Genomic DNA, 20299 nt, shown 5'->3' on the forward strand with positions numbered 1-20299 from the left:
CTATTCCCGAACGCGTATGGGTTGTGAACCGTCAATCACTGCGCGTCCGCGATGGCCTTGCGCAGGCTGGCGTCGGGGATCACGGCCAGCGATTGCACCGCGCCATTGTCCAGCCGGGCGACCATCACGGCGACGATCTGCCAGCGTCCATCGACAAGGGTCAGCACCGGCGCGCCCGAGGTTCCGGCGACCACCGGGCAGCTCAGCGACAGAAGCGGTCCGTCGCGGCCCAGCGGGTGGCAATCGGGCTGATGGCTGAGCGCGTGGGGCCGGTCGCGGCGATAGCCCAGCAGGGTCAGGGGCGGCTCGGCGGTTTGCAGATCGGCCAGGGGCAGGGGGGTGATCTGGGCCTTGGGGATGGGTTCGGACAGGCGGATCAGCGCCATGTCATCGTCCAGCCCGCCGCTGGGCGCGTCGGCCCCACCGGCAAAGATCAGCGCCGCGCCGGTGCGGTGGGCGGCAAAGTCGCCCTTGAGCCAGCCGGCCACGAATTGCAGCTTGCCCGGTGCCACGGGGCCGGTCCGGCGGTGCGACACGCAATGCGCCGCCGTCAGCACCAGATCGGGCGCGACCAGCGCGCCGGTACAGGCCCCCCGGTCGCGAAAGCCGCCCTGGTTGACCCGCCCGATGGCGCGCCAATGCAGGTGATCGGCATCGGCCAGCAGGGTGGGGCGCGCTCTGTCCTGTGCCGGGGCCGCATCGGCCCAGCCCAGCATCAGCACAAGCGCCACAAGATGTCGCAATTCCCGCCCCCTTTCGCGTGTCGCGATTGATCCCGGCGTCCTGTCTTCCCATATGCCCCGGAAAGGCGCGTCTGGGAACCACCGAATTCCGCCCGGCCGCGCCTTGCCAATGCCGGGGGGCACGGCTAGGGTGCGCGCCAGTTTCCGCGGGCCCCGTTGCGCCCGCCAATGAAGGGGAAAAGACCATGCTTGCCACACCCGCCTTTGCACAGGCCGCTGGCGGACCGGGGGGTGCCATCGGCAGCTTCCTGCCGCTGATCCTGATCTTCGCCATCATGTATTTCCTGCTGATCCGTCCGCAGCAGAAGAAGATGAAGGAACACAAGGCGATGGTCGAGGCGCTGCGCCGGGGCGACCAGATCGTGACGCAGGGCGGACTGATCGGCAAGGTTGCCAAGGTCAAGGACGACAACGAGGTCGAGGTCGAACTTGCCGAGGGCGTGAAGGTGCGCGTGGTGCGCGGGACCATCGCCCAGGTGCTGAACAAGACCGAACCCGCAGACAAGGCGTAAGCGCAGCCCATGCTGAATATCCCCCTCTGGAAACGGGTCGTGATCGTGGGGCTTGTGGCCCTTGGCCTGCTTTTCGCGATGCCGAACGCGTTTTACAGCCGCGTCGAAGGTCACAACGACGCGGTCGCCGCGATCGAGGGCGGGGCGGAAAGCCCCGAACTGACGGCGATGGAGGGGGCCTGGCCCGGCTGGCTGCCGTCCAGCCTGGTCAATCTGGGGCTGGATCTGCGCGGCGGCGCGCATCTGCTGGCCGAGGTGCATCTGGAAGATGTCTATGCCAGCCGGATCGACGCGCTCTGGCCCGAGGTGCGCGATGCGCTGCGCGATCAGCGCGCCACCGTCGGCACGATCCGCCAGCAAAACAGCGCGCCGGGAGAGCTGCGTGTGCGGATTTCCAACCCCGAGGGGATCGCCGCGGCGGTTCAGGCGGTTCAGGCGCTGGCGCAACCCATCGTGTCGCTGACCGGCGTGGGCGAACGGGATCTGGCCGTGCGGTCCGAAGGGGCCGATGTGGTCGTGACCCTGTCCGAGGCCGAGCAACTGGCCACCGACCAGCGCACCATGCAGCAGACGCTGGAAATCATCCGCCGCCGGGTCGACGAGGTCGGCACGCGCGAACCCACGATCCAGCGTCAGGGCAATGACCGAGTGCTGATCCAGGTGCCGGGCATCGGCTCGGCCGAAGAGCTGAAAGCGCTGATCGGGACCACCGCTCAGCTGACCTTCCACCCGGTCGTCAGCCAGACCCGCGACGGGTCGCAGGACCCGGGCGGGCGCAACGTGATCTATCCCGATCTGGAAGACCCCGAGCTGTTCTATATCCTGGAACGCACCCCGGTCGTGACGGGCGAAGAGCTGACCGATGCGCAGCCCAGCTTCGACCAGAACGGCCTGCCGGCGGTGAATTTCCGGTTCAACGTGTCTGGCGCGCGCAAATTCGGGGATTACACGGCGGAAAATATCGGCTCGCCCTTTGCCATCGTGCTGGACGGGGAAGTCATCAGCGCCCCGGTCATTCGCGACCATATCCCGGGCGGGTCTGGCATCATCTCGGGCAATTTCACGGTCGAGGAAAGCACCCAGCTGGCCGTGCTGCTGCGCGCCGGTGCCCTGCCGGCCGAGCTGACATTCCTGGAAGAACGCACCATCGGCCCGGAACTGGGCCAAGACAGCATCGACGCGGGCAAGATCGCCTGTATCGTGGCGTTCGCGGGTGTGCTGGTCTTCATGGCGCTCAGCTATGGCTGGTTCGGCATCCTGGCCAATATCGCGCTGATCCTGAATGTGGGCATGATCTTTGGCCTTCTGTCGATGATTGGCGCCACGCTGACCCTGCCGGGGATTGCGGGCATCGTGCTGACCATCGGCATGGCTGTCGATGCCAACGTGCTGATCTTCGAGCGGATCCGCGAGGAACTGAAATCCGCCAAGGGGCCGGCCCGCGCGATCGAGCTGGGCTATGAACGGGCGCAATCGGCCATCGTTGACGCCAACATCACCACCTTCCTGACCGCCGTGATCCTGTTCGTCATGGGCTCGGGGCCGGTGCGGGGCTTTGCGGTGACGCTGGGTCTGGGTATCCTGACATCGGTCTTTACCGCCATTTTCGTCACGCGGCTGATGGTCGTGATCTGGATGGAACGCCGCCGTCCCAAGACAATCGAGGTCTGATCTGATGCGCCTGAAGCTTGTACCCGACGAAACCACCTGGGATTTCTTCCGCCACGCGCGCCTGACCTTTGGCGCGTCGGTCGTCGCGGTCATCGTGTCGGTCTTTCTGTTCCTGTCGATGGGGCTGAATTTCGGGATCGATTTCCGGGGCGGCACCACGATCCGCACCGATGCCGAACAGGCCGTCGATGTGGGCGCCTATCGCGATGCGATCGCGCCGCTGGGGCTGGGCGATGTGTCGATCACCCAGGTCTTCGATCCCGCGCGGCCCGATCTGAATGTGACCCAGATCCGGATCGAGGCGCAGGAAGGCGTCGAAAGCGTGTCGGAAACCACCGTGGCCGCCGTGCGCGATGCGCTTCAGGCGGTCGATCCCAGCCTGACCTTTCAGGAGGTCTCGTCCGTCGGACCCAAAGTGTCGGGCGAGCTGATCAAGGCCGCGGTCTATGCGGTGCTGGCGGCGATGGGGGCGGTGCTGGTCTATATCTGGCTGCGGTTCGAATGGCAGTTCTCGGTCGGTGCGGTGGCCGCGCTGGTGCATGACGTGCTGATCACCATCGGCGTGTTCAGCCTGTTGCAGATCAAGTTCGACCTGGCGATCATCGCGGCGCTGCTGACCATCGTGGGCTATTCGCTGAACGACACCGTGGTCGTCTTCGACCGGCTGCGGGAAAACCTGCGCAAGTACAAGAAGATGGAGCTGCGCGAGGTGATGAACCTGTCGGTGAATGAAACGCTCAGCCGGACGGTCATGACCTCGTTCACCACGCTGCTGGCGCTACTGGCGCTGTATTTCCTGGGTGGCGACGTGATCCGCGGCTTTGTCTTCGCGATGATCATGGGCGTTGTGATCGGCACCTATTCGTCGGTCTTCGTGGCCAAGAACATCGTGCTGTTCCTGGGCGTGAAACGCGACTGGTCCAAGACCGACGCCAGCAAGGGCAACCAATACGCCAATATCGACGCGTGAGCGCCGCGTTCCAGTCGGCCCTGGCCACACCGGGGCTGGTCTGGTTGGTTCTGGCGGTGGCGCTTGCCGGGGTGGTGCGGGGCTTTTCCGGCTTTGGCAGCGCGATGATCTTCATGCCCGTGGCGGCATCGATCCTGCCGCCGGTCTGGGCGGTGGCCGCGATGTCGATCTTCGACATCATCGGCCCGGTGCCGAACCTGCCCGGCGCGTGGCGTGACGGGCATCGGCGCAATATCCTGCGGATGATCGGGGGCGCGATGATCGCGCTGCCGCTGGGGATCGCGGTGCTGACGCGCCTGCCGGTCGTGCCGTTCCGCTGGACGGTATCGGTAACGGTGCTGATCCTGTTGGCGGTGCTGATCAGCGGCTGGCGCTATCGCCGGGCCTTGTCGGCGAAGGCGTGGTGGGCCATTGGCGCATTGGGCGGCGCGCTGGCAGGGTCGACCGGGCTGGCCGGGCCGCCGGTGGTGCTGTTCCACATGGCCGGGGACAAGGCGGCGGATGTGATCCGCGCCAACCTGTTGGTCTATCTCTTCGTGGTCGATGTGCTGATCCTGGCGGTGCTGTCGGCCAGTGGCCTGCTGGCGCTGGTGCCGGTGCTGATCGGGGCGCTGCTGGCGCCGGTCTATCTGCTGGCGAACCTGGCGGGGGCGGCGCTGTTCCAGCGCGCGGGCGGGCGGCGCTATCGCGGCATTGCCTTTGCGATCATCGGGGTATCGGCGGTGCTGGCGCTGCCGGTACTGGATTGAGGCGATTGTCGTCGCCCCGGGCGCGGCCTATGATGGGGCAGCCGACCTGCCACGGATGGGATTATCTGATGCGCCTGAACGAGATCGCCTTTACCGACGCCCAGCCGATCGACGGCTATGGCCCGGATTTTTTCCGCGTCGGCGGGCAGCGCCATGAGGGCGGTGTGCTGGTTTCGGGCCGCGGTGTGGCGGCCTGGGCCGGGTATGACGATACCGCGCCGCTGCTGGCGCTGGCCGGTCAGGTCGACGTGCTGTTCATCGGCACCGGGGCCGAGATCGCCCATATCCCCGCCGATCTGCGCGTGATGCTGGAAGAGGCGGGTCTGGGGGTCGAACAGATGGCCAGCCCGGCCGCCGCGCGGACCTATAACATCCTGCTGTCCGAAGGCCGCCGGATCGCTGCGGCGCTTTTGCCGGTGGGATAGGCGCGGGCGGCGGGGGCGGGACGCCTCCGGCGGGAGTATTTTCGGAGCAATGAAACCGCCGGGGCTGCGGCGGCTTTGACCCTTTTACGGGGGCGGGGGATCGGCTATGCCGTCTGGGATGGATTTGCATGTCAGCGATATGGCCTGTGCGCGGGGGGGCGTGCCGGTTCTGGAGGGGGTGGGTTTCACCCTGACCGCCGGGCGGGCGCTGTTCCTGCGCGGGCCGAACGGGATCGGCAAGACCACGCTGCTGCGCACGCTGGCGGGGTTGCAGCCGGCGCTGGCGGGGACGCAATCGGTTGGCCCCGAGGCGATGGCCTATGCCGCGCATTTCGACGGGTTGAAGGCCACGCTGACGGTGGCCGAGAACCTGGGATTCTGGGCGCAGGTCTTTGGCACCACGGGGATTTCCGACGCGCTGGCGCGGTTCAACCTGACCGAGCTGGCCGACCGCCAGGCACAGAACCTGTCGGCGGGGCAGAAGCGGCGGTTGGGGCTGGCGCGGATGCTGGTGGCGGGGCGGCCGATCTGGGTGCTGGACGAACCCACCGTGTCGCTGGACGCGGCCTCGGTCGCGCTGTTTGCGGGCGTGATTGCCGATCACCTGAAAGACGGCGGATCGGCGCTGATCGCCACCCATATCGACCTGGGCTTTCAGGCCGACGCGCTGGATCTGACGCCGTTCCGCGCCGTTCCGCGCCGGATGGACGATTTCGACGAGGCGTTTGCATGATCGCGGTTTTGCGGCGGGATCTGGTTCTGGCGATCCGGGCCGGTGGCGGCTTTGGCCTGGGGCTGGCGTTTTTCCTGATCCTGGTGGTGCTGGTGCCCTTTGGCGTGGGGCCCGAAAGCCTGACGCTGTCGGTCATCGCGCCGGGGATCCTGTGGGTGGGGGCGCTGCTGGCCTGTCTGTTGTCGCTGGACCGGATATTCGCACTGGATTACGAGGACGGCTCGCTCGACCTGCTGGCCACGGCGCCCATTCCGCTGGAAGGGGTGGTGGCGATGAAGGCGGTGGCGCATTGGCTGACCACAGGCTTGCCGCTGACGCTGGCCGCGCCGGTGCTGGGGGTGCTGCTGAACCTGCAGGGGGCGGGGTTCTTCTGGGTGGTGCTGACGCTTTTGTTGGGCACGCCCGCGCTTAGCATGATTGGGGCGTTCGGGGCGGCGCTGACCGTGGGGCTGAAGCGTGGCGGGCTGCTGCTGTCGCTGCTGGTGCTGCCGCTTTATGTGCCCACGCTGATCTTCGGGGCCGAGGCCGTGCGCCGGGGCGCCGCGGGGCTGGCCACCGCGACGCCGGTGCTGATGCTGGCGGGGATCACGCTGGCGGTTTGTGCCCTGCTGCCCTTTGCCGCAGCCGCCGCGCTGCGGATAAATCTGCGCTAGGGCGTGACGAGGGGGGACCCCACGGGCTATTGAATTGCAACAGGGGACCGTTGTGCTAGGTGGTCGGGAAACGCAAGAGAACAGAGATGTCGATCTGGGAATACGCAAATCCGAAGAAATTCATGCAGACCTCAGGCGTGGTGCTGCCCTGGCTGGCGGGGCTGACGGCGGTGGCGCTGGTGGTCGGGCTGGTGTGGGGCTTTTTCCTGACGCCGGATGACTACAAGCAGGGATCGACGGTCAAGATCATCTATCTGCATGTGCCCGCCGCGATGATGGCGATCAGCGCGTGGTTCATGATGCTGGTGGCCTCGCTCATCTGGTTGATCCGGCGGCACCATGTCAGTGCGCTGTCGGCGCGGGCGGCGGCGCCGGTGGGCATGACCTTTACCCTGATCGCGCTGGTGACCGGGGCGCTTTGGGGGCAGCCGATGTGGGGCACCTGGTGGGCCTGGGATCCGCGCCTGACCAGCTTTCTGATCCTGTTCCTGTTCTATCTGGGCTATATCGCGCTGTGGGAGGCGATCGACAATCCAGATGCCGCCGCCGATCTGACCAGCGTTCTGTGCATGGTGGGGTCGGTCTTTGCGGTGCTGAGCCGGTATGCGGTGAATTTCTGGAACCAAGGCCTGCATCAGGGCGCGTCGCTGAGCCTGGACAAGGAAGAGAATGTGGCGGATGTGTTCTATATCCCGCTGCTGGTCTGCATTGCGGGGTTCGTGCTGTTGTTCGTGACGCTGGTTCTGCTGCGCACCCGGACCGAGATCCGCGCGCGCCGGATGAAGGCGCTGATCGCGCGGGAGCGGATGGCATGATCCCCGATCTGGGTAAATACGCCTTTACGGTGCTGATGTCCTATGGCGCCAGCCTGGGCTTGCTGGCGGTGCTGATCGGCCTGAGCCTGCGCCGGGGCGCGCGGGTGCGGCGTGCGTTGGAAGATGTCGAAAGCCGGAGGCGCGAAGATGGCTGACCAGAAGATCTCTCCGCTGATGATCCTGCCGCCGCTGCTGTTTGCGGGGCTGGCGGCGCTGTTCTTTCTGGGGATGTCGCGTGACGACCCCGATGCGCTGCCGTCGACCCTGGTGGGCCGGCCCGCGCCCGCGCTGGAATTGCTGCCGTTCGAGGGGATGCCGCCGCTGGGCGATGCAGACCTGAAGACGGGCGAGGTTGTGCTGGTGAATTTCTGGGCCAGCTGGTGCGCGCCCTGCCGGGTGGAGCATCCGCAGCTGCTGGCGCTGAAGGCCGATGGCGTGCGCATCCACGGCATCAACTACAAGGACACGCGGGCCAAGGCGCAGGTGTTCCTGGACGATCTGGGCAACCCCTATGACCTGGCCGGGACCGACCCCGAGGGGCGGATGGCGATCGAATGGGGCGTCTATGGCGTGCCCGAGACCTTTGTGATTTCCGGGGATGGCACGGTGGTGCTGCGCCACGCGGGGCCGATCACCGCATCGCTGCTGCAAAGCGTGATCAAACCCGCCATTGCCGAAGCCGCGGGCGGTTAACCCGCCCCGGCCAGCAACAGGATAAAGCTGATATAGGCCAGTGCCTCGAATACAGGCATCGAGGTTGGGATTATTCTCCCAATTCCTGTCATGTCTTACCGCCACCCAAAGTTGAGCATATCCCCTTCCACCGGGATGCGTTCAATCTATGCGCGCTTGGCGCAATGTTCAAAGAAACTTTTTGTTCACGATCCGTGGACCCCACGTAAAGCAAAAGCCCCGGACGCTGCCGGGGCTTTCGTTTTTTTGCTGATCCGGCTGGATCAGGCGGCGCGTGCCAGGTTGCGCAGCACATAGTGCAGGACGCCGCCGTTTTCGATGTATTCGATCTCGACCGCGGTATCGATGCGGCACTTCAGGGTGATTTCCTTGGTGCTGCCATCGGCATAGGTGATCTCGCACGGGACCTCGGCCAGCGGGCTTACGGTGTCCAGCCCCTTGATCGACACGGTCTCGTCCCCGGTCAGGCCCAGCGTCTTGCGGGTGTCGCCGCCGGTGAATTCGAACGGGATCACGCCCATGCCGACCAGGTTCGACCGGTGGATACGTTCAAACGATTCCGCGATCACCGCCTTGACGCCCAGCAGGGCCGTGCCCTTGGCCGCCCAGTCACGGCTGGAACCCGCGCCATATTGCTCGCCGCCGAAGACGACCAGCGGCGTGCCCGCCTCCTGATACGCCATCGAGGCATCGAAAATCGAGGTCTGTTCGCCATCGGGGCCCTTGGTATAGCCGCCCTCGACCCCGTCCAGCATCTCGTTCTTGATGCGGATATTGGCGAAGGTGCCGCGCATCATGATCTCGTGGTTGCCACGGCGTGAGCCATAGGAGTTGAATTCGCGCACCGGCACCTGACGTTCGATCAGGTACTGACCGGCGGGCGTCGTTTCCTTGAACGACCCGGCGGGGCTGATGTGGTCGGTGGTGATCATGTCGCCCAGCAGCGCCAGGACCTTGGCGCCTTCGATATTCTCGATCTTCTTGGTGTCCATGGTGATGCCCTGGAAATAGGGCGGGTTCTGGACATAGGTCGAGGCCGAGGGCCAGTCATAGGTCTTCTGGTCGGTGGTTTCGACCGCCTGCCACTTCTCGTCGCCCTTGAACACATCGGCATATTTCGACTGGAACGCCTCGCGCGTCACGGTCTGCTCGACCAGCTCGGCCACCTCTTTCGAGGTCGGCCAGATGTCTTTCAGATAGACATCCTTGCCGTCGGGCGTCTGTGCTAGCGGTTCGTTGGCGATGTCGATATTCATGTCACCGGCGATGGCATAGGCCACGACCAGCGGCGGGCTGGCCAGATAGTTGGCGCGCACGTCGGGGCTGATCCGGCCTTCGAAGTTGCGGTTGCCCGACAGCACGGATGTGGCCACCAGGTCGCCCTCGGCAATCGCTTCGGACAGTTCCTTCTGGATGGGGCCCGAGTTGCCGATGCAGGTGGTGCAGCCATAGCCGACCAGGTTGAAGCCGATCTTGTCCAGATCCTCCTGCAGGCCCGCGGCCTCCAGATAGGCGCTGACGACCTGCGAGCCGGGCGCGAGCGAGGTCTTGACCCAGGGCTTGCGGGTCAGGCCAAGTGCGGCGGCCTTGCGGGCCACCAGACCCGCGCCGATCATCACATAGGGGTTCGATGTGTTGGTGCAGGAGGTGATCGACGCGATCACAACCGACCCATCACGCAGCGCATAGTCTTCGCCCGCGACCGGCTGGCTCTTGCGCGGGTCGACCGACGGCGCCGGGGCCGGGCCCTCGGACGCCATTTCGCGCGCTTCCTGCGAGGCATCGACGCCGCGATAGTCGCACACCACCTTGTAGAACGCGCCTGCGGCCTCGTTCAGGGGGGTGTAATCCTGCGGGCGTTTCGGGCCCGAGATCGCGGGCACGATGGTGCCCATGTCCAGCTTCAGCGTGTCGGTATAGACCGGCGCGTAATCCGCATCGCGCCAGAAGCCGTTTTCCTTGGCATAGGCTTCGACCAGCGCGATCCGGTCCTCGTCGCGGCCGGTGTTGCGCAGGTAACGCAGGGTCTCGCCGTCGATCGGGAAGAAGCCGCAGGTGGCGCCGTATTCGGGGGCCATGTTGGCGATCGTCGCGCGGTCGGCCAGCGGCAGGTGATCCAGACCTTCGCCATAGAATTCGACGAATTTGCCCACAACGCCCTTTTCGCGCAGCATTTCCACGACCTTCAGAACCAGGTCGGTGCCGGTGGTGCCCTCGACCATCTGGCCGGTCAGCTCAAAGCCCACGACCTCGGGGATCAGCATGGAAATCGGCTGGCCCAGCATGGCGGCCTCGGCCTCGATCCCGCCAACGCCCCAGCCCAGAACGGCCGCGCCGTTGACCATGGTGGTGTGGCTGTCGGTGCCGACCAGCGTATCGGGATAGGCGACGGTTTCGCCGTTCTGGTCCTCGTCGGTCCAGACGGTCTGGGCCAGGTATTCCAGGTTCACCTGGTGGCAGATGCCGGTGCCCGGCGGCACCACGCGGAAGTTGTTGAACGCGTTCTGACCCCATTTCAGGAAGGTATAGCGTTCCATGTTGCGTTCGTATTCGCGGTCCACGTTCATCTGGAACGCGCGCGGGTTGCCGAATTCGTCGATCATGACCGAGTGGTCGATGACCAGGTCAACGGGGTTCAGCGGGTTGATCTTGTCGGGGTCGCCGCCAAGCGCCACGATGCCGTCGCGCATCGCCGCCAGGTCCACGACCGCCGGAACGCCGGTGAAATCCTGCATCAGCACGCGCGCCGGGCGATAGGCGATCTCGCGCGGGTTCTTGCCGCCCTTGTCGGCCCATTCCGAGAATGCCTTGATGTCGTCGACGCTGACGGTCTTGCCGTCCTCGAACCGCAGCATGTTTTCCAGAACCACCTTCAGCGCGGCGGGCAGTTTCGAGAAATCGCCCAAGCCCGCGGCTTCGGCGGCGGGGATGGAATAATAGGCAACGCTCTGCGCGCCGACGGTCAGCGTCTTGCGTGTCTTGGCGGTGTCTTGCCCGACGGTAATTGTCATGAAGATGGCTCCCTTGGAGGTGATAGGGTCATGGCTTGGGATGCTCATGCCCTATCCATGCACGCCGATCAAGAGGGGAGCGCGGATTTATGTATGCAATGGTACACAAAAATGGGCGGCCACGCGGATTTCAGCTCACCGCGCGCTCCCGAAACCTTGATTGGCAAGCCCTTGGGCGATGGGTTACATACGGTGAAATCACCCCGCAACAAAGGTAGCTTTTTGCACATGGTCCGCTTCTTTCTGATGCTCTGGCTGGTCTTGCCCGGTGCGGCGCTGGCACAGGATCACCCGGTCGTGGTCGAGCTTTATACATCGCAGGGCTGTTCGTCCTGTCCGCCGGCGGATGCGCTTCTGGCTGATCTGGCGGGGCACGAGGGGGTGATCCCGCTGGCGCTGCATGTGGACTACTGGGATTACATTGGCTGGAAGGACAGCTTCGCCGATCCCGCCTTTACCCGGCGGCAAAAGGCCTATGCCCATGCGGCGGGGCATCGCACGGTCTATACCCCGCAGATGATCGTGGGCGGGCGCGATCACATCATCGGTGCCAAGGCGATGGAGCTGATGAAGCGGATCGAACAACAGCGCAAGACCGCCGCGCCGGTGGCGCTTGCGCTGCAGGCGCAGGGCGGGGATCTGGTGGTGACGGCACCGGCGGTGCCCGGCGGCGAGGCGATGGTGGTGCAGCTGGTGCGCTATACGCCCAAGGCCCAGGTCGCGATCAAACGCGGCGAGCTTGCGGGCAAGACGCTGACCTATTCGAACATCGTGCGCTCGTGGGAGCAGGTCGCGGAATGGGATGGCGCGGCGCCGCTGTCGCTGCGTCTGAAACTGTCGGGCGATCTGCCCGGTGTCATCATCGTACAGCGCAAGGGGCCCGGCGCGGTGCTGGCGGCGGCGCGGCTGCCCTAGGCGCGGGCGCGCGGCGGCTTGGTCTTGACCTTCCACCGGCGGTGAATCCAGAACCATTGTTCGGGGCGGGCGCGCACGCGGGCCTCCAGGCTGTCGTTCAGCGCCTGTGTCATCGTCTGGCCGTCGCTATGGGGGACGGGCGCCTCAAGCTCGACGCTGAAGCTCAGCCCGTCGGCGGCGCGTGTGCCATAGAACGGGATCAGCAGCGCATCGTATTTCAACGCCAGATCGGCTGCCGAGGTCGCGGTTTTCACCGGCAGCCCCATGAAGCGCGTGCGCGCGCCGCGGGCCTGGTGCTGGTCGGTCAGCAGCACCAGCATGCCGCCGGCCTTCAGATGCCGCACGAAACCGCCGGTGCCGCGCCGCCCCTGCGGGAAGACCGGGCCGCCGAAGCTTTCCATCGTGCGCACGTAATGGTCGTTGAAATAGGGGTTGCGCATCGGCCGGTAGAGCCCACCGATATTGTAACCCCGCGCCACCAGCGCCGCGCGCCCGGCTTCGTAATTGCCGAAATGGCCGGTCACCAGAACCACCGGGCGCCCATCGGCATGGGCCTGTTCCAGCGCCGCCATGCCGGGGCCTGTGGGGGTCACATCGGCCATGCGGGCGGTGAATTCGGCGGTGGAGTAATTCTCGATCAGGGTCCGGCCCGCATTGTCGGCCACCGCGCGCGCGATGCGGCGGCGTTCGGGGGCGGGCATGTCGGGATAGACGCGCGCCAGGTTGTCCATCGCGCGGGCCTGGTATCCGGCCAGCGGGGCGATCACGTTGCGGGTCGCCGCACCCACGAACCGCACCCGCGCGCCATAGGGCAGCGCCAGCGCCAGACGGATCAGCCCCCGGATGACGCGATCCGACAGCCAATTGCCAACGCTGTGCTCGTTCCGCTTGGGCTGCGCCATCGCTGTCCCCGGTTGTTGCCACACCGGTATCGGCGCGGGTCCGGGCAGACATAAGCCGCCTGATCCGCAAGCTCAAGCGCGCTGCACGCCTGCGCGGGTCAGGCGGTTTCGGCCTCGGCCTCGTCGGGTTGGATCAGCGTGACCTCGCCGCTGCTTTCCAGGCTGCGGATCGCTTGGACGATTTCGGCCATCGCCTCTTCGGCCTGGGCCAGTTTGACCTTGCCGCGCTCTTCCATCTCTTCGCGCAGCTGGTCGGCCATGCGCTGGGACATGTTCGACAGGATGAAGTCGGCCGCCGCATCGGCCACGCCCGCGGCCCCGGCCAGCGCGGTGACCAGCACATCCTGCGCGACGGCGCGGGTGACCGACGGCACCTGCCGTTCGGGCAGGCGGGCGGGGATGTCATCGAAGGTGAAGATCGCCTTGCGCACACCCGCGGCAAAGCCTGCGTCGTCGTCCTCCAGCCCCGCCAGGACGGAATCGCGCGTGGCCGAGGGCGACAGGTTCAGGATCGCGCCGATCCGGTCCTCGGGCGGCAGATCGAAGGCAGTGACCGGCTTGCGCTCCATCTGTGCCACCAGCGTTTCACCGATCTGCTGGACCGTGTCGGGATCGACCCGCCCGGTCAGCGACACGGCATATGCGATGCGGCGCGCCCGGTCGCCGGGGATCTGGCCCAGGATGCGGGCGGCCAGCGCGGTATCGAGCTTCGACAGGATGACCGCCGCGACCTCGGTGCTTTCGGCGGCGATGGCGGGGGCCAGCGTTTCGATGGGCAGCGCCGCCAGCCGTGGCCAGGGCGCGGGTTTCACCCCGACCGGGCGCAGGCTATCGGCGGCCTCGGCGCTGATATGGCCGTCCAGCAGCGCCAGCGCGCCATCCAGACCGCCGGGAAAGGTCAGCCCGACGCGGCCCAGCTCCTCCAGGAACTCGCCCACCACGGCGGTCACGGTTTCGGCGTCGATATAGCGCATGCTGCCGATTTCCGAGGTCAGATCCGCCTGCAGCGCCCCGGGCAGGCGGTCAAGCGGCAGCTTCATCCCCTCGTTCAGCAGCAGGCGCACGATGATCGCGGCCTTGCGGCGGCGGTTCAGCGCGGGTTTCTGGGCGGCGGGCGCAGTTTGTGTGGACACGGGGCGGATTCTCCTGCGGACGATCTGGCCGCAGAATGGACCGCAAGGTGTTAACGCCGCCTTACGCAGCGCGGCGAACACGCTGAAAGTCTTGGGATGTCAGCGCAGAGGCCGCACGGAAGACGCCCGGAAACTTTGCCGCACCGGGTCGGAAAACCGGATTGAACCGGCCTAGCTTGTGGCCTTGTCGACGCAGGTCTTGGTGGTGGCGTCGAAGAACTGTCCGGTGGCGCATTGGCTGGTTTCCAGATGCCCGCGCGAGCATCCTTCGGCCAGGGCCAATCCGGGCACCACGGTCAGCAGGAAAGCAGAAATCAGGGTCTTGATGGTCATGTCAGTCTCCCTTCTATGGAACAGAGACTAACAGATTCCCCACAATCGGCCTAGCACGCCCGGGGCAGACCCCGGGCGCAGTCCGTTATTCGCCGAAAACGCGGGCGAAAATCGTGTCGACATGCTTGGTATGATAGCCCATGTCGAATTTCTCGTTGATGCCATCGACGCCCAGGGCGGCGACCACATCGGTGTCGGCCAGCAGCTGTTCGCGGAAATCCACGCGCTCTTCCCAGACCTTCAGCGCGTTGCGCTGGACCATGGCATAGGCATCCTCGCGGCTGACACCGGCCTGTGTCAGGGCCAGCAGCACGCGCTGCGACATGACCAGGCCGGGGAACTTGTTCATGTTGTCCAGCATGTTGTCGGGGAAGATCAGCATCTTCTCGACCACGCCCGCCAGCCGGTTCAGGGCGAAATCCAGCGTCACGGTGGCATCCGGCCCGATGCCGCGTTCGACCGACGAATGGCTGATGTCACGCTCATGCCAGAGCGCCACGTTTTCCATCGCCGGAATGACGGTCATCCGCACCAGCCGCGCCAGCCCGGTCAGGTTCTCGGTCAGGACCGGGTTCTTCTTGTGCGGCATGGCCGACGAGCCCTTTTGCCCCATCGAGAAGAATTCGGCCCCCTCCAGCACTTCGGTCCGCTGCATGTGGCGGATCTCGATCGCAACGTTTTCGATGCTGCTGGCGATCACGCCCAGAACGGCAAAGAACATCGCGTGCCGGTCGCGCGGGATGACCTGCGTGCTGATCGGCTCCGGGCGCAGGCCCATCTTGTCACAGACATGCGCCTCGACCGCCGGGTCGATATTGGCGAACGTGCCCACCGCGCCGGAAATCGCGCCCGTGGCAACCTCGTCCCGCGCGGCCAGCAGGCGGGCCTTGTTGCGGTCCATCTCGGCATAGAAGCGGGCAAAGGTCAGGCCCATCGTGGTGGGTTCCGCATGAATGCCGTGGCTACGGCCCACGCGGACGGTGTCCTTGTGCTCATAGGCGCGTTTCTTCAGCGCCGCCAGAACCTTGTCCAGATCGGCCAGCAGGATGTCGGCCGCGCGCACCAGCTGCACGTTCAGACAGGTGTCCAGCACATCCGAGCTGGTCATGCCCTGATGGACAAAGCGCGCCTCTTCGCTGCCCACATGTTCGGCCAGGTGGGTCAGAAAGGCGATGACGTCATGCTTGGTCACGGCCTCGATCTCGTCGATGCGGGCCACGTCGAACTCGACATCCTTGGCCTTCCACACGGCTTCGGCGTTTTCGCGCGGGATCACGCCCAGATCCGCCTGTGCGTCGCAGGCATGCGCCTCGATCTCGTACCAGATGCGGAACTTGGTCTCGGGCGACCAGATGGCGACCATTTCGGGGCGGGCATAGCGGGGGATCATGCGGCAGACCTTGTCGTTTCGGTGGTTTCGGGGTCTCTTACCGCTCAGGCGGACAGGGGGCAAGACAATGGCGGGGCAGAACGGAACCGACACGGGCACGCGGCCGGGGCTGGCGGCCTTTGCGGGCCAATGGCAGGCCGAGCGCGTGATCACCGACCGGCAGAGCGGCCAGGTGATCCGGTTTGCCGGCACGGTCACGTTCCGGCCCGATCCCGATGGGCTGATCTGGGACGAGGACGGGGCGCTGATCCTGCCCGGACAGGCCCCCATCCGCGCCACGCGCCGCTACCTGTGGCGGGCCGAGGGCGACGGCATCGCGGTCTTTTTCGACGATGGCCGCCCGTTTCATGTGATCGGGCCGGGCGCGGCGCCCGCGGCCCATCACGATTGCCCGCCCGACAGCTATGATGTGGCCTATGATTTCAGCGGCTGGCCGGTCTGGACCGCCCGCTGGCAGGTCACGGGGCCGCGCAAGGATTACACCAGCGAGACTGAATTCCAGCGGGGTTAGCAGGGTTTGCAATTATACCCACGGGCTTCGCAGCGGGTTTGCATATTTGCGGATTCGCGGGGCCGGGAGGGTGGAAACCCTTGCGCCGCGCGCGGGGCTGGGGCAAAAACAGCGCCAATCGGAAACAAAAGGGGCGCAACCATGGCGACCATCACATCGAATGACGCGGTTCTGGCGGAAGCCTTTGGCGCGAACGAGGGCACCGCGCTGCGGATCAAGCAGGCGGTTCTGGTGATCCTGGGCATTGCCGTGCTGGCGACTGCCGCAAAGCTGAAATTCCCGATCCCGCCGTCGCCGGTTCCGGTGACCATGGGCACCTTTGCCGTTCTGACCATCGGTGCGGCCTATGGCCCGCGTCTGGGTCTGGTGACGATCCTGGGCTATATGGCGATCGGCGCGCTGGGCTTTGACATCTTCGCCAGCTCGTCGGCGGAAAAGAACGGCCTGACCTATATGATGGGCGGCACCGGCGGCTATCTGGTGGGCTATGTGCTGGCAACGCTGGCGCTGGGCTTTGCCGCGCGCAAGGGCTGGGACCGCAACGTCGCGATGATGGGGCTGGGCCTGCTGATCGGCAACGCGCTGATCTATGTGCCCGGCATCCTGTGGTTGGCGCACCTGTACACTTGGGAAAAGCCGATCCTGGAATGGGGCCTGACGCCCTTCCTGATCGGCGACGCGATGAAGCTCGCGCTGGCCGCGCTGATCGTTCCCGCCGTGTGGAAGCTGGTCGGCAAGGCCCGCGCCTGATCCATCGGGTCACACGAGACATTGAGAAAGGCGCAGCCTGCGGGCTGCGCCTTTTTTGTTGGGGTATTGAAGCTATTTCTAGAAGTTTTGCTGACCAAAAAACACGAACATTTCAATGCAACTTGCTCTGGAAGTTATCGATTGTGCGTTGTTGATCGCATTGAATTTTAACTGCTATCCTGTCCCTAGAATGGAAACTAAAGGATAGCCAATGTCATCGGGTTTTGCTGACTCTAGGTGGGATTTCTACTCATGTGAAATCGACGGCATGCCGCATTCGACCATGGTCGATCTTTCTGTAGCAGAGGCGGCGCCTATTGAGGGTCTGACGACCTTCTATTGCGTGGCGTTCAAGTTGCAGAATCCGCATCCGGAACACCGAATGTCAACAAACGCGGAATTTCAAACCCTTTGCGACATTGAGGATCTGATCGAACAGCAACAAACCAAACAATTGAAATATATCGCGCGACAAACAGGTAACAGCCAGCGCAAGTTCTATTTCTATGGCGCGTTTGACTTTGACTTCAAAAAGCTCGTCGATCTGATCGGTCAAACTTTTCCCGACTATGAGACGTCGATTTTCAGTTTTGAAGACACTTCTTGGAACACCTATTTTGACGATTTGTTTCCGAATGCCATAGCGATTAATGAAATTTCAAATCGTGCAGTGTTTGATCAGCTTCTCGAAGGGGGCGATGATTTGAGCATACCACGTACGATTGATCACAATGTGATTTTCAGAGACAGGAAGAAGGCAGCGGAGTATGCCAGGATCGTGAGTGAAATGGGCTTTGCAGTGCAGGTCAACAAAAGTGGCTTAATTCGGAAGACGTTCAATTTACTTATCCAAAGAGCAGATCCGCCTTCAGGCCTCGATCCAATTACCTTCGAATTGGCTCAACTGGCCGAGGGGCTCGATGGAACTTATGATGGCTGGGGCTGCTATCAGGCAAAGTACAACCCAAGTTAATACCGGCCTGAAACTGTTCAGATAGTGTCTAGCACCCTGCTATTGGCCGCTGAGGTAGCATTTATCTATTCTGGTTTCTGGTTCGAGCGGATGTATTTTGAGCGCAAGTTTTAAACTTGTCAAAAATGCTGGCTTTCTGCGTAAAGGTAGTTACGACCCAACCGCAAAGTAAGCCTTGCCGATAAAGGTGCTTGGCGCAGACAGGGCTGATGCCCTGTCTATTGATTCAATCCGCCGCTTCTTCCGTCGTCTTGAACGACCGCATCAGGAACGCGGGCACATGGTCGCCCATGCCCATGACGCGGTTGTTGTCGCGGGATTTGTACGAGCCGCCACGGCTGGACCGGCTATTGCTGCTGCTTTTCTGCTGCGGCTCGCGGGCGGGTTTTTCGCTGCGGTCATTGCTGCGGCTTTCGGATTTCGGTTTGCTCTCGGGTTTGGCCTTGGGCTCTTCCTGCGGCAGATCCTTCATCGGGTTTTCGACGCGCGGGATTTCCTGTTTCACCAGGCTTTCGATCGCGGTCAGATATTTTTCGTCATTCGGCACGCAGATCATCAGCGCCTTGCCCTTGCGCCCGGCGCGGCCCGTGCGGCCGATGCGGTGGACGTAATCCTCGGCATGGCTGGGCACGTCGAAATTGAACACGTGGCTGACATTCGGGATGTCGAGGCCCCGCGCCGCCACGTCGGAGGCGCACAGGAACCGCAGATTGCCGTCGCGGAATCCCTCCAGCGTCTTCATGCGCTGGCTCTGGTCCAGATCGCCATGGATCGGCGCGGCGTTATAGCCGTATTTGTTCAGCGACTTGGCGACGATGTCGACCTCGGTCTTGCGGTTGCAGAAGATGATCGCGTTGGTACAGGCCTCGCCCTCGGACTCGATCAGCGCGCGCAGCAGGGCGCGCTTTTCCTTGGCCTGACGGTCCTTGCGCGACGCCTTGTACAGGACCACGCCCTGTTCGATGTTTTCCGACGTCGTCGCGGCGCGGGCGACCTCGATCTTCTCGGGATTCGACAGGAAGGTGTTGGTGATCCGCTCGATCTCGGGCGCCATGGTGGCGCTGAAGAACAGGGTCTGGCGGGTGAAGGGGGTCAGCTGGAAGATGCGTTCGATATCGGGGATGAACCCCATGTCGAGCATCCGGTCAGCCTCGTCCACCACCATGATCTGGACGCCGGTCAGCAGCAGCTTGCCGCGTTCGAAATGGTCCAGCAGGCGGCCGGGCGTGGCGATCAGCACGTCGACGCCCCGGTCGATCAGCGCATCCTGTTCCTTGAACGACACACCGCCGATCAGAAGCGCCTTGGTCAGCTTGGTCTTCTTGGCATAGATGTCGAAGTTTTCCGCCACCTGCGCGGCCAGTTCCCGCGTCGGCGCCAGCACCAGGCTGCGCGGCATGCGGGCGCGGGCGCGGCCCTTGGCCAGCATGGTGATCATCGGCAGGGTGAAGCTGGCGGTCTTGCCGGTGCCGGTCTGGGCGATGCCCAGAACATCGCGCCCCTGCAGGGCGGGGGGAATCGCCCCGGCCTGGATCGGTGTGGGGGTTTCGTAACCCGCGTCTTCGACGGCGGACAGTACCTTGGGGTCCAGCCCCAACTCGGAAAATTTGGTCATTCGGTTCCTATAAGACTGCGGCATGCGCGGCCGCATGACTTACGCGGCCTGACCGGCCGAATTGCCGATCTTCGAATTTCTGCCGTTGCATACGCCAAGGACCGGAAAAGGTCAAGAAAACCAAGGGATTTGCAGCGACTGAGGCCAGAAACGCGTAATCAGCCACGCTTCGGGCAGGCAAATCGCGTATCCCAGCAGCGCAAACAGCCCGTCGCGGGTGGCCAGCGCGACGCCGAAAAGCAGCACATGAACCGACAGGACGAAGGGCAGGCCGGGGATGAATCCAATGACCAGCATCAGCAGCCCGGTGGGGATCAGCACCAGCGCCAGCAGCCGCAGGGGGATCACCCCCTCGACCAGAAAGGTCAGCCGGGGATGCAGCACCCGGTGCAGCTTGTGCGTATGGGGCCGGGCCCAGTTCACGACGCCGCGCAGGGCGCGGGCGGGCAGCGGGATCTGGCGCAGCCGCATCGGCAGGTGCAGCCGCTTCGACCCGATCAGCATCAGCGTGCCGATGGTGGCGGTCACCACGCCCACGATACCGGGCATGCCGGGGATCATCCCCACGGGCAGCATCATCAGGATCGCAAAGACCAGCAGGATCGGCCCGAACCCGCGCGCGCCCAGGCAATCCATCACCTGGCCCAGCGTCACCACATCGCGGCCGCGCAGGATCAGTTCCAGATCATCCAGCATGCCGGTCAGGGCGTGATTGCCGTGCTGTTCACCCATTCCTTGTGTCACCCGGCCCGTTCCCGCCCCGTCATGCTGCGCCGCGACACTGGCACCATGGGGGCGTTCC

Annotated in this window: 22 protein-coding genes; 14 read left to right on the forward strand and 8 right to left on the reverse strand. The window is 64.5% G+C overall.

Features of this window, described 5'->3' with window-relative positions; genetic code table 11:
* Positions 1–35: 35 nt before the first annotated feature.
* Positions 36–743, reverse strand: a complete 708-nt coding sequence (locus CLM60_RS10195) for a trypsin-like serine peptidase (protein WP_141246492.1) — start codon at positions 741–743, stop codon at positions 36–38.
* A gap of 185 nt (positions 744–928) precedes the next feature.
* Between CLM60_RS10195 and yajC the strand changes: the two genes are divergently transcribed.
* From yajC to CLM60_RS10245, 10 genes are all read left to right on the forward strand, one after another.
* The gene (gene yajC, locus CLM60_RS10200) at positions 929–1255 is read left to right on the forward strand and encodes a preprotein translocase subunit YajC (protein ID WP_095589047.1); all 327 of its coding nucleotides are present in this window, start codon (positions 929–931) and stop codon (positions 1253–1255) included.
* A 9-nt stretch (positions 1256–1264) separates the two neighbouring features.
* Positions 1265–2926 carry a protein translocase subunit SecD gene (secD, locus tag CLM60_RS10205; RefSeq protein WP_095589048.1) on the forward strand — a complete coding sequence of 554 codons (1662 nt, stop codon included), beginning with the start codon at positions 1265–1267 and terminating at the stop codon, positions 2924–2926.
* Positions 2927–2930: 4 nt separating this feature from the next.
* On the forward strand, positions 2931–3896 hold the full coding sequence (gene secF, locus CLM60_RS10210; RefSeq protein ID WP_095589049.1) for a protein translocase subunit SecF: 966 nt from the start codon (positions 2931–2933) through the stop codon (positions 3894–3896).
* Positions 3893–4645 carry a sulfite exporter TauE/SafE family protein gene (locus tag CLM60_RS10215; protein ID WP_176473849.1) on the forward strand — a complete coding sequence of 251 codons (753 nt, stop codon included), beginning with the start codon at positions 3893–3895 and terminating at the stop codon, positions 4643–4645. Before secF ends, CLM60_RS10215 begins: the two co-directional genes overlap by 4 nt.
* A 68-nt stretch (positions 4646–4713) precedes the next feature.
* The gene (locus CLM60_RS10220; protein WP_095589335.1) at positions 4714–5070 is read left to right on the forward strand and encodes an Mth938-like domain-containing protein; all 357 of its coding nucleotides are present in this window, start codon (positions 4714–4716) and stop codon (positions 5068–5070) included.
* 118 nt (positions 5071–5188) lie between these two features.
* Positions 5189–5803, forward strand: coding sequence for a heme ABC exporter ATP-binding protein CcmA (gene ccmA, locus CLM60_RS10225; protein ID WP_095589051.1), 615 nt, complete (start codon positions 5189–5191; stop codon positions 5801–5803).
* A complete protein-coding gene (gene ccmB / locus CLM60_RS10230; protein ID WP_095589052.1) occupies positions 5800–6456 on the forward strand; it encodes a heme exporter protein CcmB in 657 nt (218 codons plus the stop codon). Before ccmA ends, ccmB begins: the two co-directional genes overlap by 4 nt.
* An 86-nt stretch (positions 6457–6542) precedes the next feature.
* Positions 6543–7271, forward strand: a complete 729-nt coding sequence (locus tag CLM60_RS10235) for a heme ABC transporter permease (protein ID WP_095589053.1) — start codon at positions 6543–6545, stop codon at positions 7269–7271.
* Positions 7268–7426 carry a heme exporter protein CcmD gene (gene ccmD / locus CLM60_RS10240; RefSeq protein ID WP_095589054.1) on the forward strand — a complete coding sequence of 53 codons (159 nt, stop codon included), beginning with the start codon at positions 7268–7270 and terminating at the stop codon, positions 7424–7426. Before CLM60_RS10235 ends, ccmD begins: the two co-directional genes overlap by 4 nt.
* Positions 7419–7964, forward strand: a complete 546-nt coding sequence (locus tag CLM60_RS10245; protein WP_095589055.1) for a DsbE family thiol:disulfide interchange protein — start codon at positions 7419–7421, stop codon at positions 7962–7964. The genes ccmD and CLM60_RS10245 overlap by 8 nt, the downstream gene beginning before the upstream one ends.
* A 263-nt stretch (positions 7965–8227) precedes the next feature.
* Here the strand turns inward: CLM60_RS10245 and acnA are convergent, their stop codons facing one another.
* The gene (gene acnA / locus CLM60_RS10250) at positions 8228–10975 is read right to left on the reverse strand and encodes an aconitate hydratase AcnA (RefSeq protein WP_095589056.1); all 2748 of its coding nucleotides are present in this window, start codon (positions 10973–10975) and stop codon (positions 8228–8230) included.
* Positions 10976–11203: 228 nt separating this feature from the next.
* Between acnA and CLM60_RS10255 the strand changes: the two genes are divergently transcribed.
* Positions 11204–11890: a DUF1223 domain-containing protein gene (locus CLM60_RS10255; RefSeq protein ID WP_095589057.1), complete on the forward strand. Its 687-nt coding sequence runs from the start codon at positions 11204–11206 to the stop codon at positions 11888–11890.
* On the opposite strand, the gene CLM60_RS10260 is transcribed toward CLM60_RS10255, so the two are convergent.
* The 4 genes from CLM60_RS10260 to purB form a co-directional block, all read right to left on the reverse strand.
* The gene (locus CLM60_RS10260; RefSeq protein ID WP_095589058.1) at positions 11887–12792 is read right to left on the reverse strand and encodes a lysophospholipid acyltransferase family protein; all 906 of its coding nucleotides are present in this window, start codon (positions 12790–12792) and stop codon (positions 11887–11889) included. The two genes, CLM60_RS10255 and CLM60_RS10260, sit on opposite strands and share 4 nt — an antisense overlap.
* A 98-nt stretch (positions 12793–12890) precedes the next feature.
* Entirely contained in the window at positions 12891–13925 is a 1035-nt protein-coding gene (locus CLM60_RS10265; protein WP_245848344.1) for a flagellar motor switch protein FliG, read from the reverse strand.
* 171 nt (positions 13926–14096) lie between these two features.
* Positions 14097–14258, reverse strand: coding sequence for a carbohydrate-binding module family 14 protein (locus tag CLM60_RS20660; protein ID WP_141246493.1), 162 nt, complete (start codon positions 14256–14258; stop codon positions 14097–14099).
* An 85-nt stretch (positions 14259–14343) separates the two neighbouring features.
* Entirely contained in the window at positions 14344–15648 is a 1305-nt protein-coding gene (purB, locus tag CLM60_RS10270) for an adenylosuccinate lyase (protein WP_095589059.1), read from the reverse strand.
* A 67-nt stretch (positions 15649–15715) separates the two neighbouring features.
* Here purB and CLM60_RS10275 point away from each other — a divergent pair, with 67 nt between their 5' ends.
* The 3 genes from CLM60_RS10275 to CLM60_RS10285 all read left to right on the forward strand — a co-directional run bounded on the left by CLM60_RS10275 (position 15716) and on the right by CLM60_RS10285 (position 17882).
* Positions 15716–16159, forward strand: a complete 444-nt coding sequence (locus CLM60_RS10275) for a DUF6314 family protein (protein ID WP_095589060.1) — start codon at positions 15716–15718, stop codon at positions 16157–16159.
* 141 nt (positions 16160–16300) lie between these two features.
* Positions 16301–16909: a biotin transporter BioY gene (locus tag CLM60_RS10280; protein ID WP_095589061.1), complete on the forward strand. Its 609-nt coding sequence runs from the start codon at positions 16301–16303 to the stop codon at positions 16907–16909.
* A 211-nt stretch (positions 16910–17120) separates the two neighbouring features.
* Entirely contained in the window at positions 17121–17882 is a 762-nt protein-coding gene (locus tag CLM60_RS10285) for a DUF695 domain-containing protein (protein ID WP_095589062.1), read from the forward strand.
* Between the two features lie 226 nt (positions 17883–18108).
* Here the strand turns inward: CLM60_RS10285 and CLM60_RS10290 are convergent, their stop codons facing one another.
* Positions 18109–19497, reverse strand: a complete 1389-nt coding sequence (locus CLM60_RS10290; protein ID WP_095589063.1) for a DEAD/DEAH box helicase — start codon at positions 19495–19497, stop codon at positions 18109–18111.
* Positions 19498–19608: 111 nt separating this feature from the next.
* Entirely contained in the window at positions 19609–20229 is a 621-nt protein-coding gene (locus CLM60_RS10295) for an exopolysaccharide biosynthesis protein (protein WP_095589064.1), read from the reverse strand.
* Positions 20230–20299: the final 70 nt, after the last annotated feature.

It is taken from the genome of Actibacterium ureilyticum (assembly GCF_002285435.1).
GTDB lineage: Bacteria > Pseudomonadota > Alphaproteobacteria > Rhodobacterales > Rhodobacteraceae > Actibacterium_C > Actibacterium_C ureilyticum.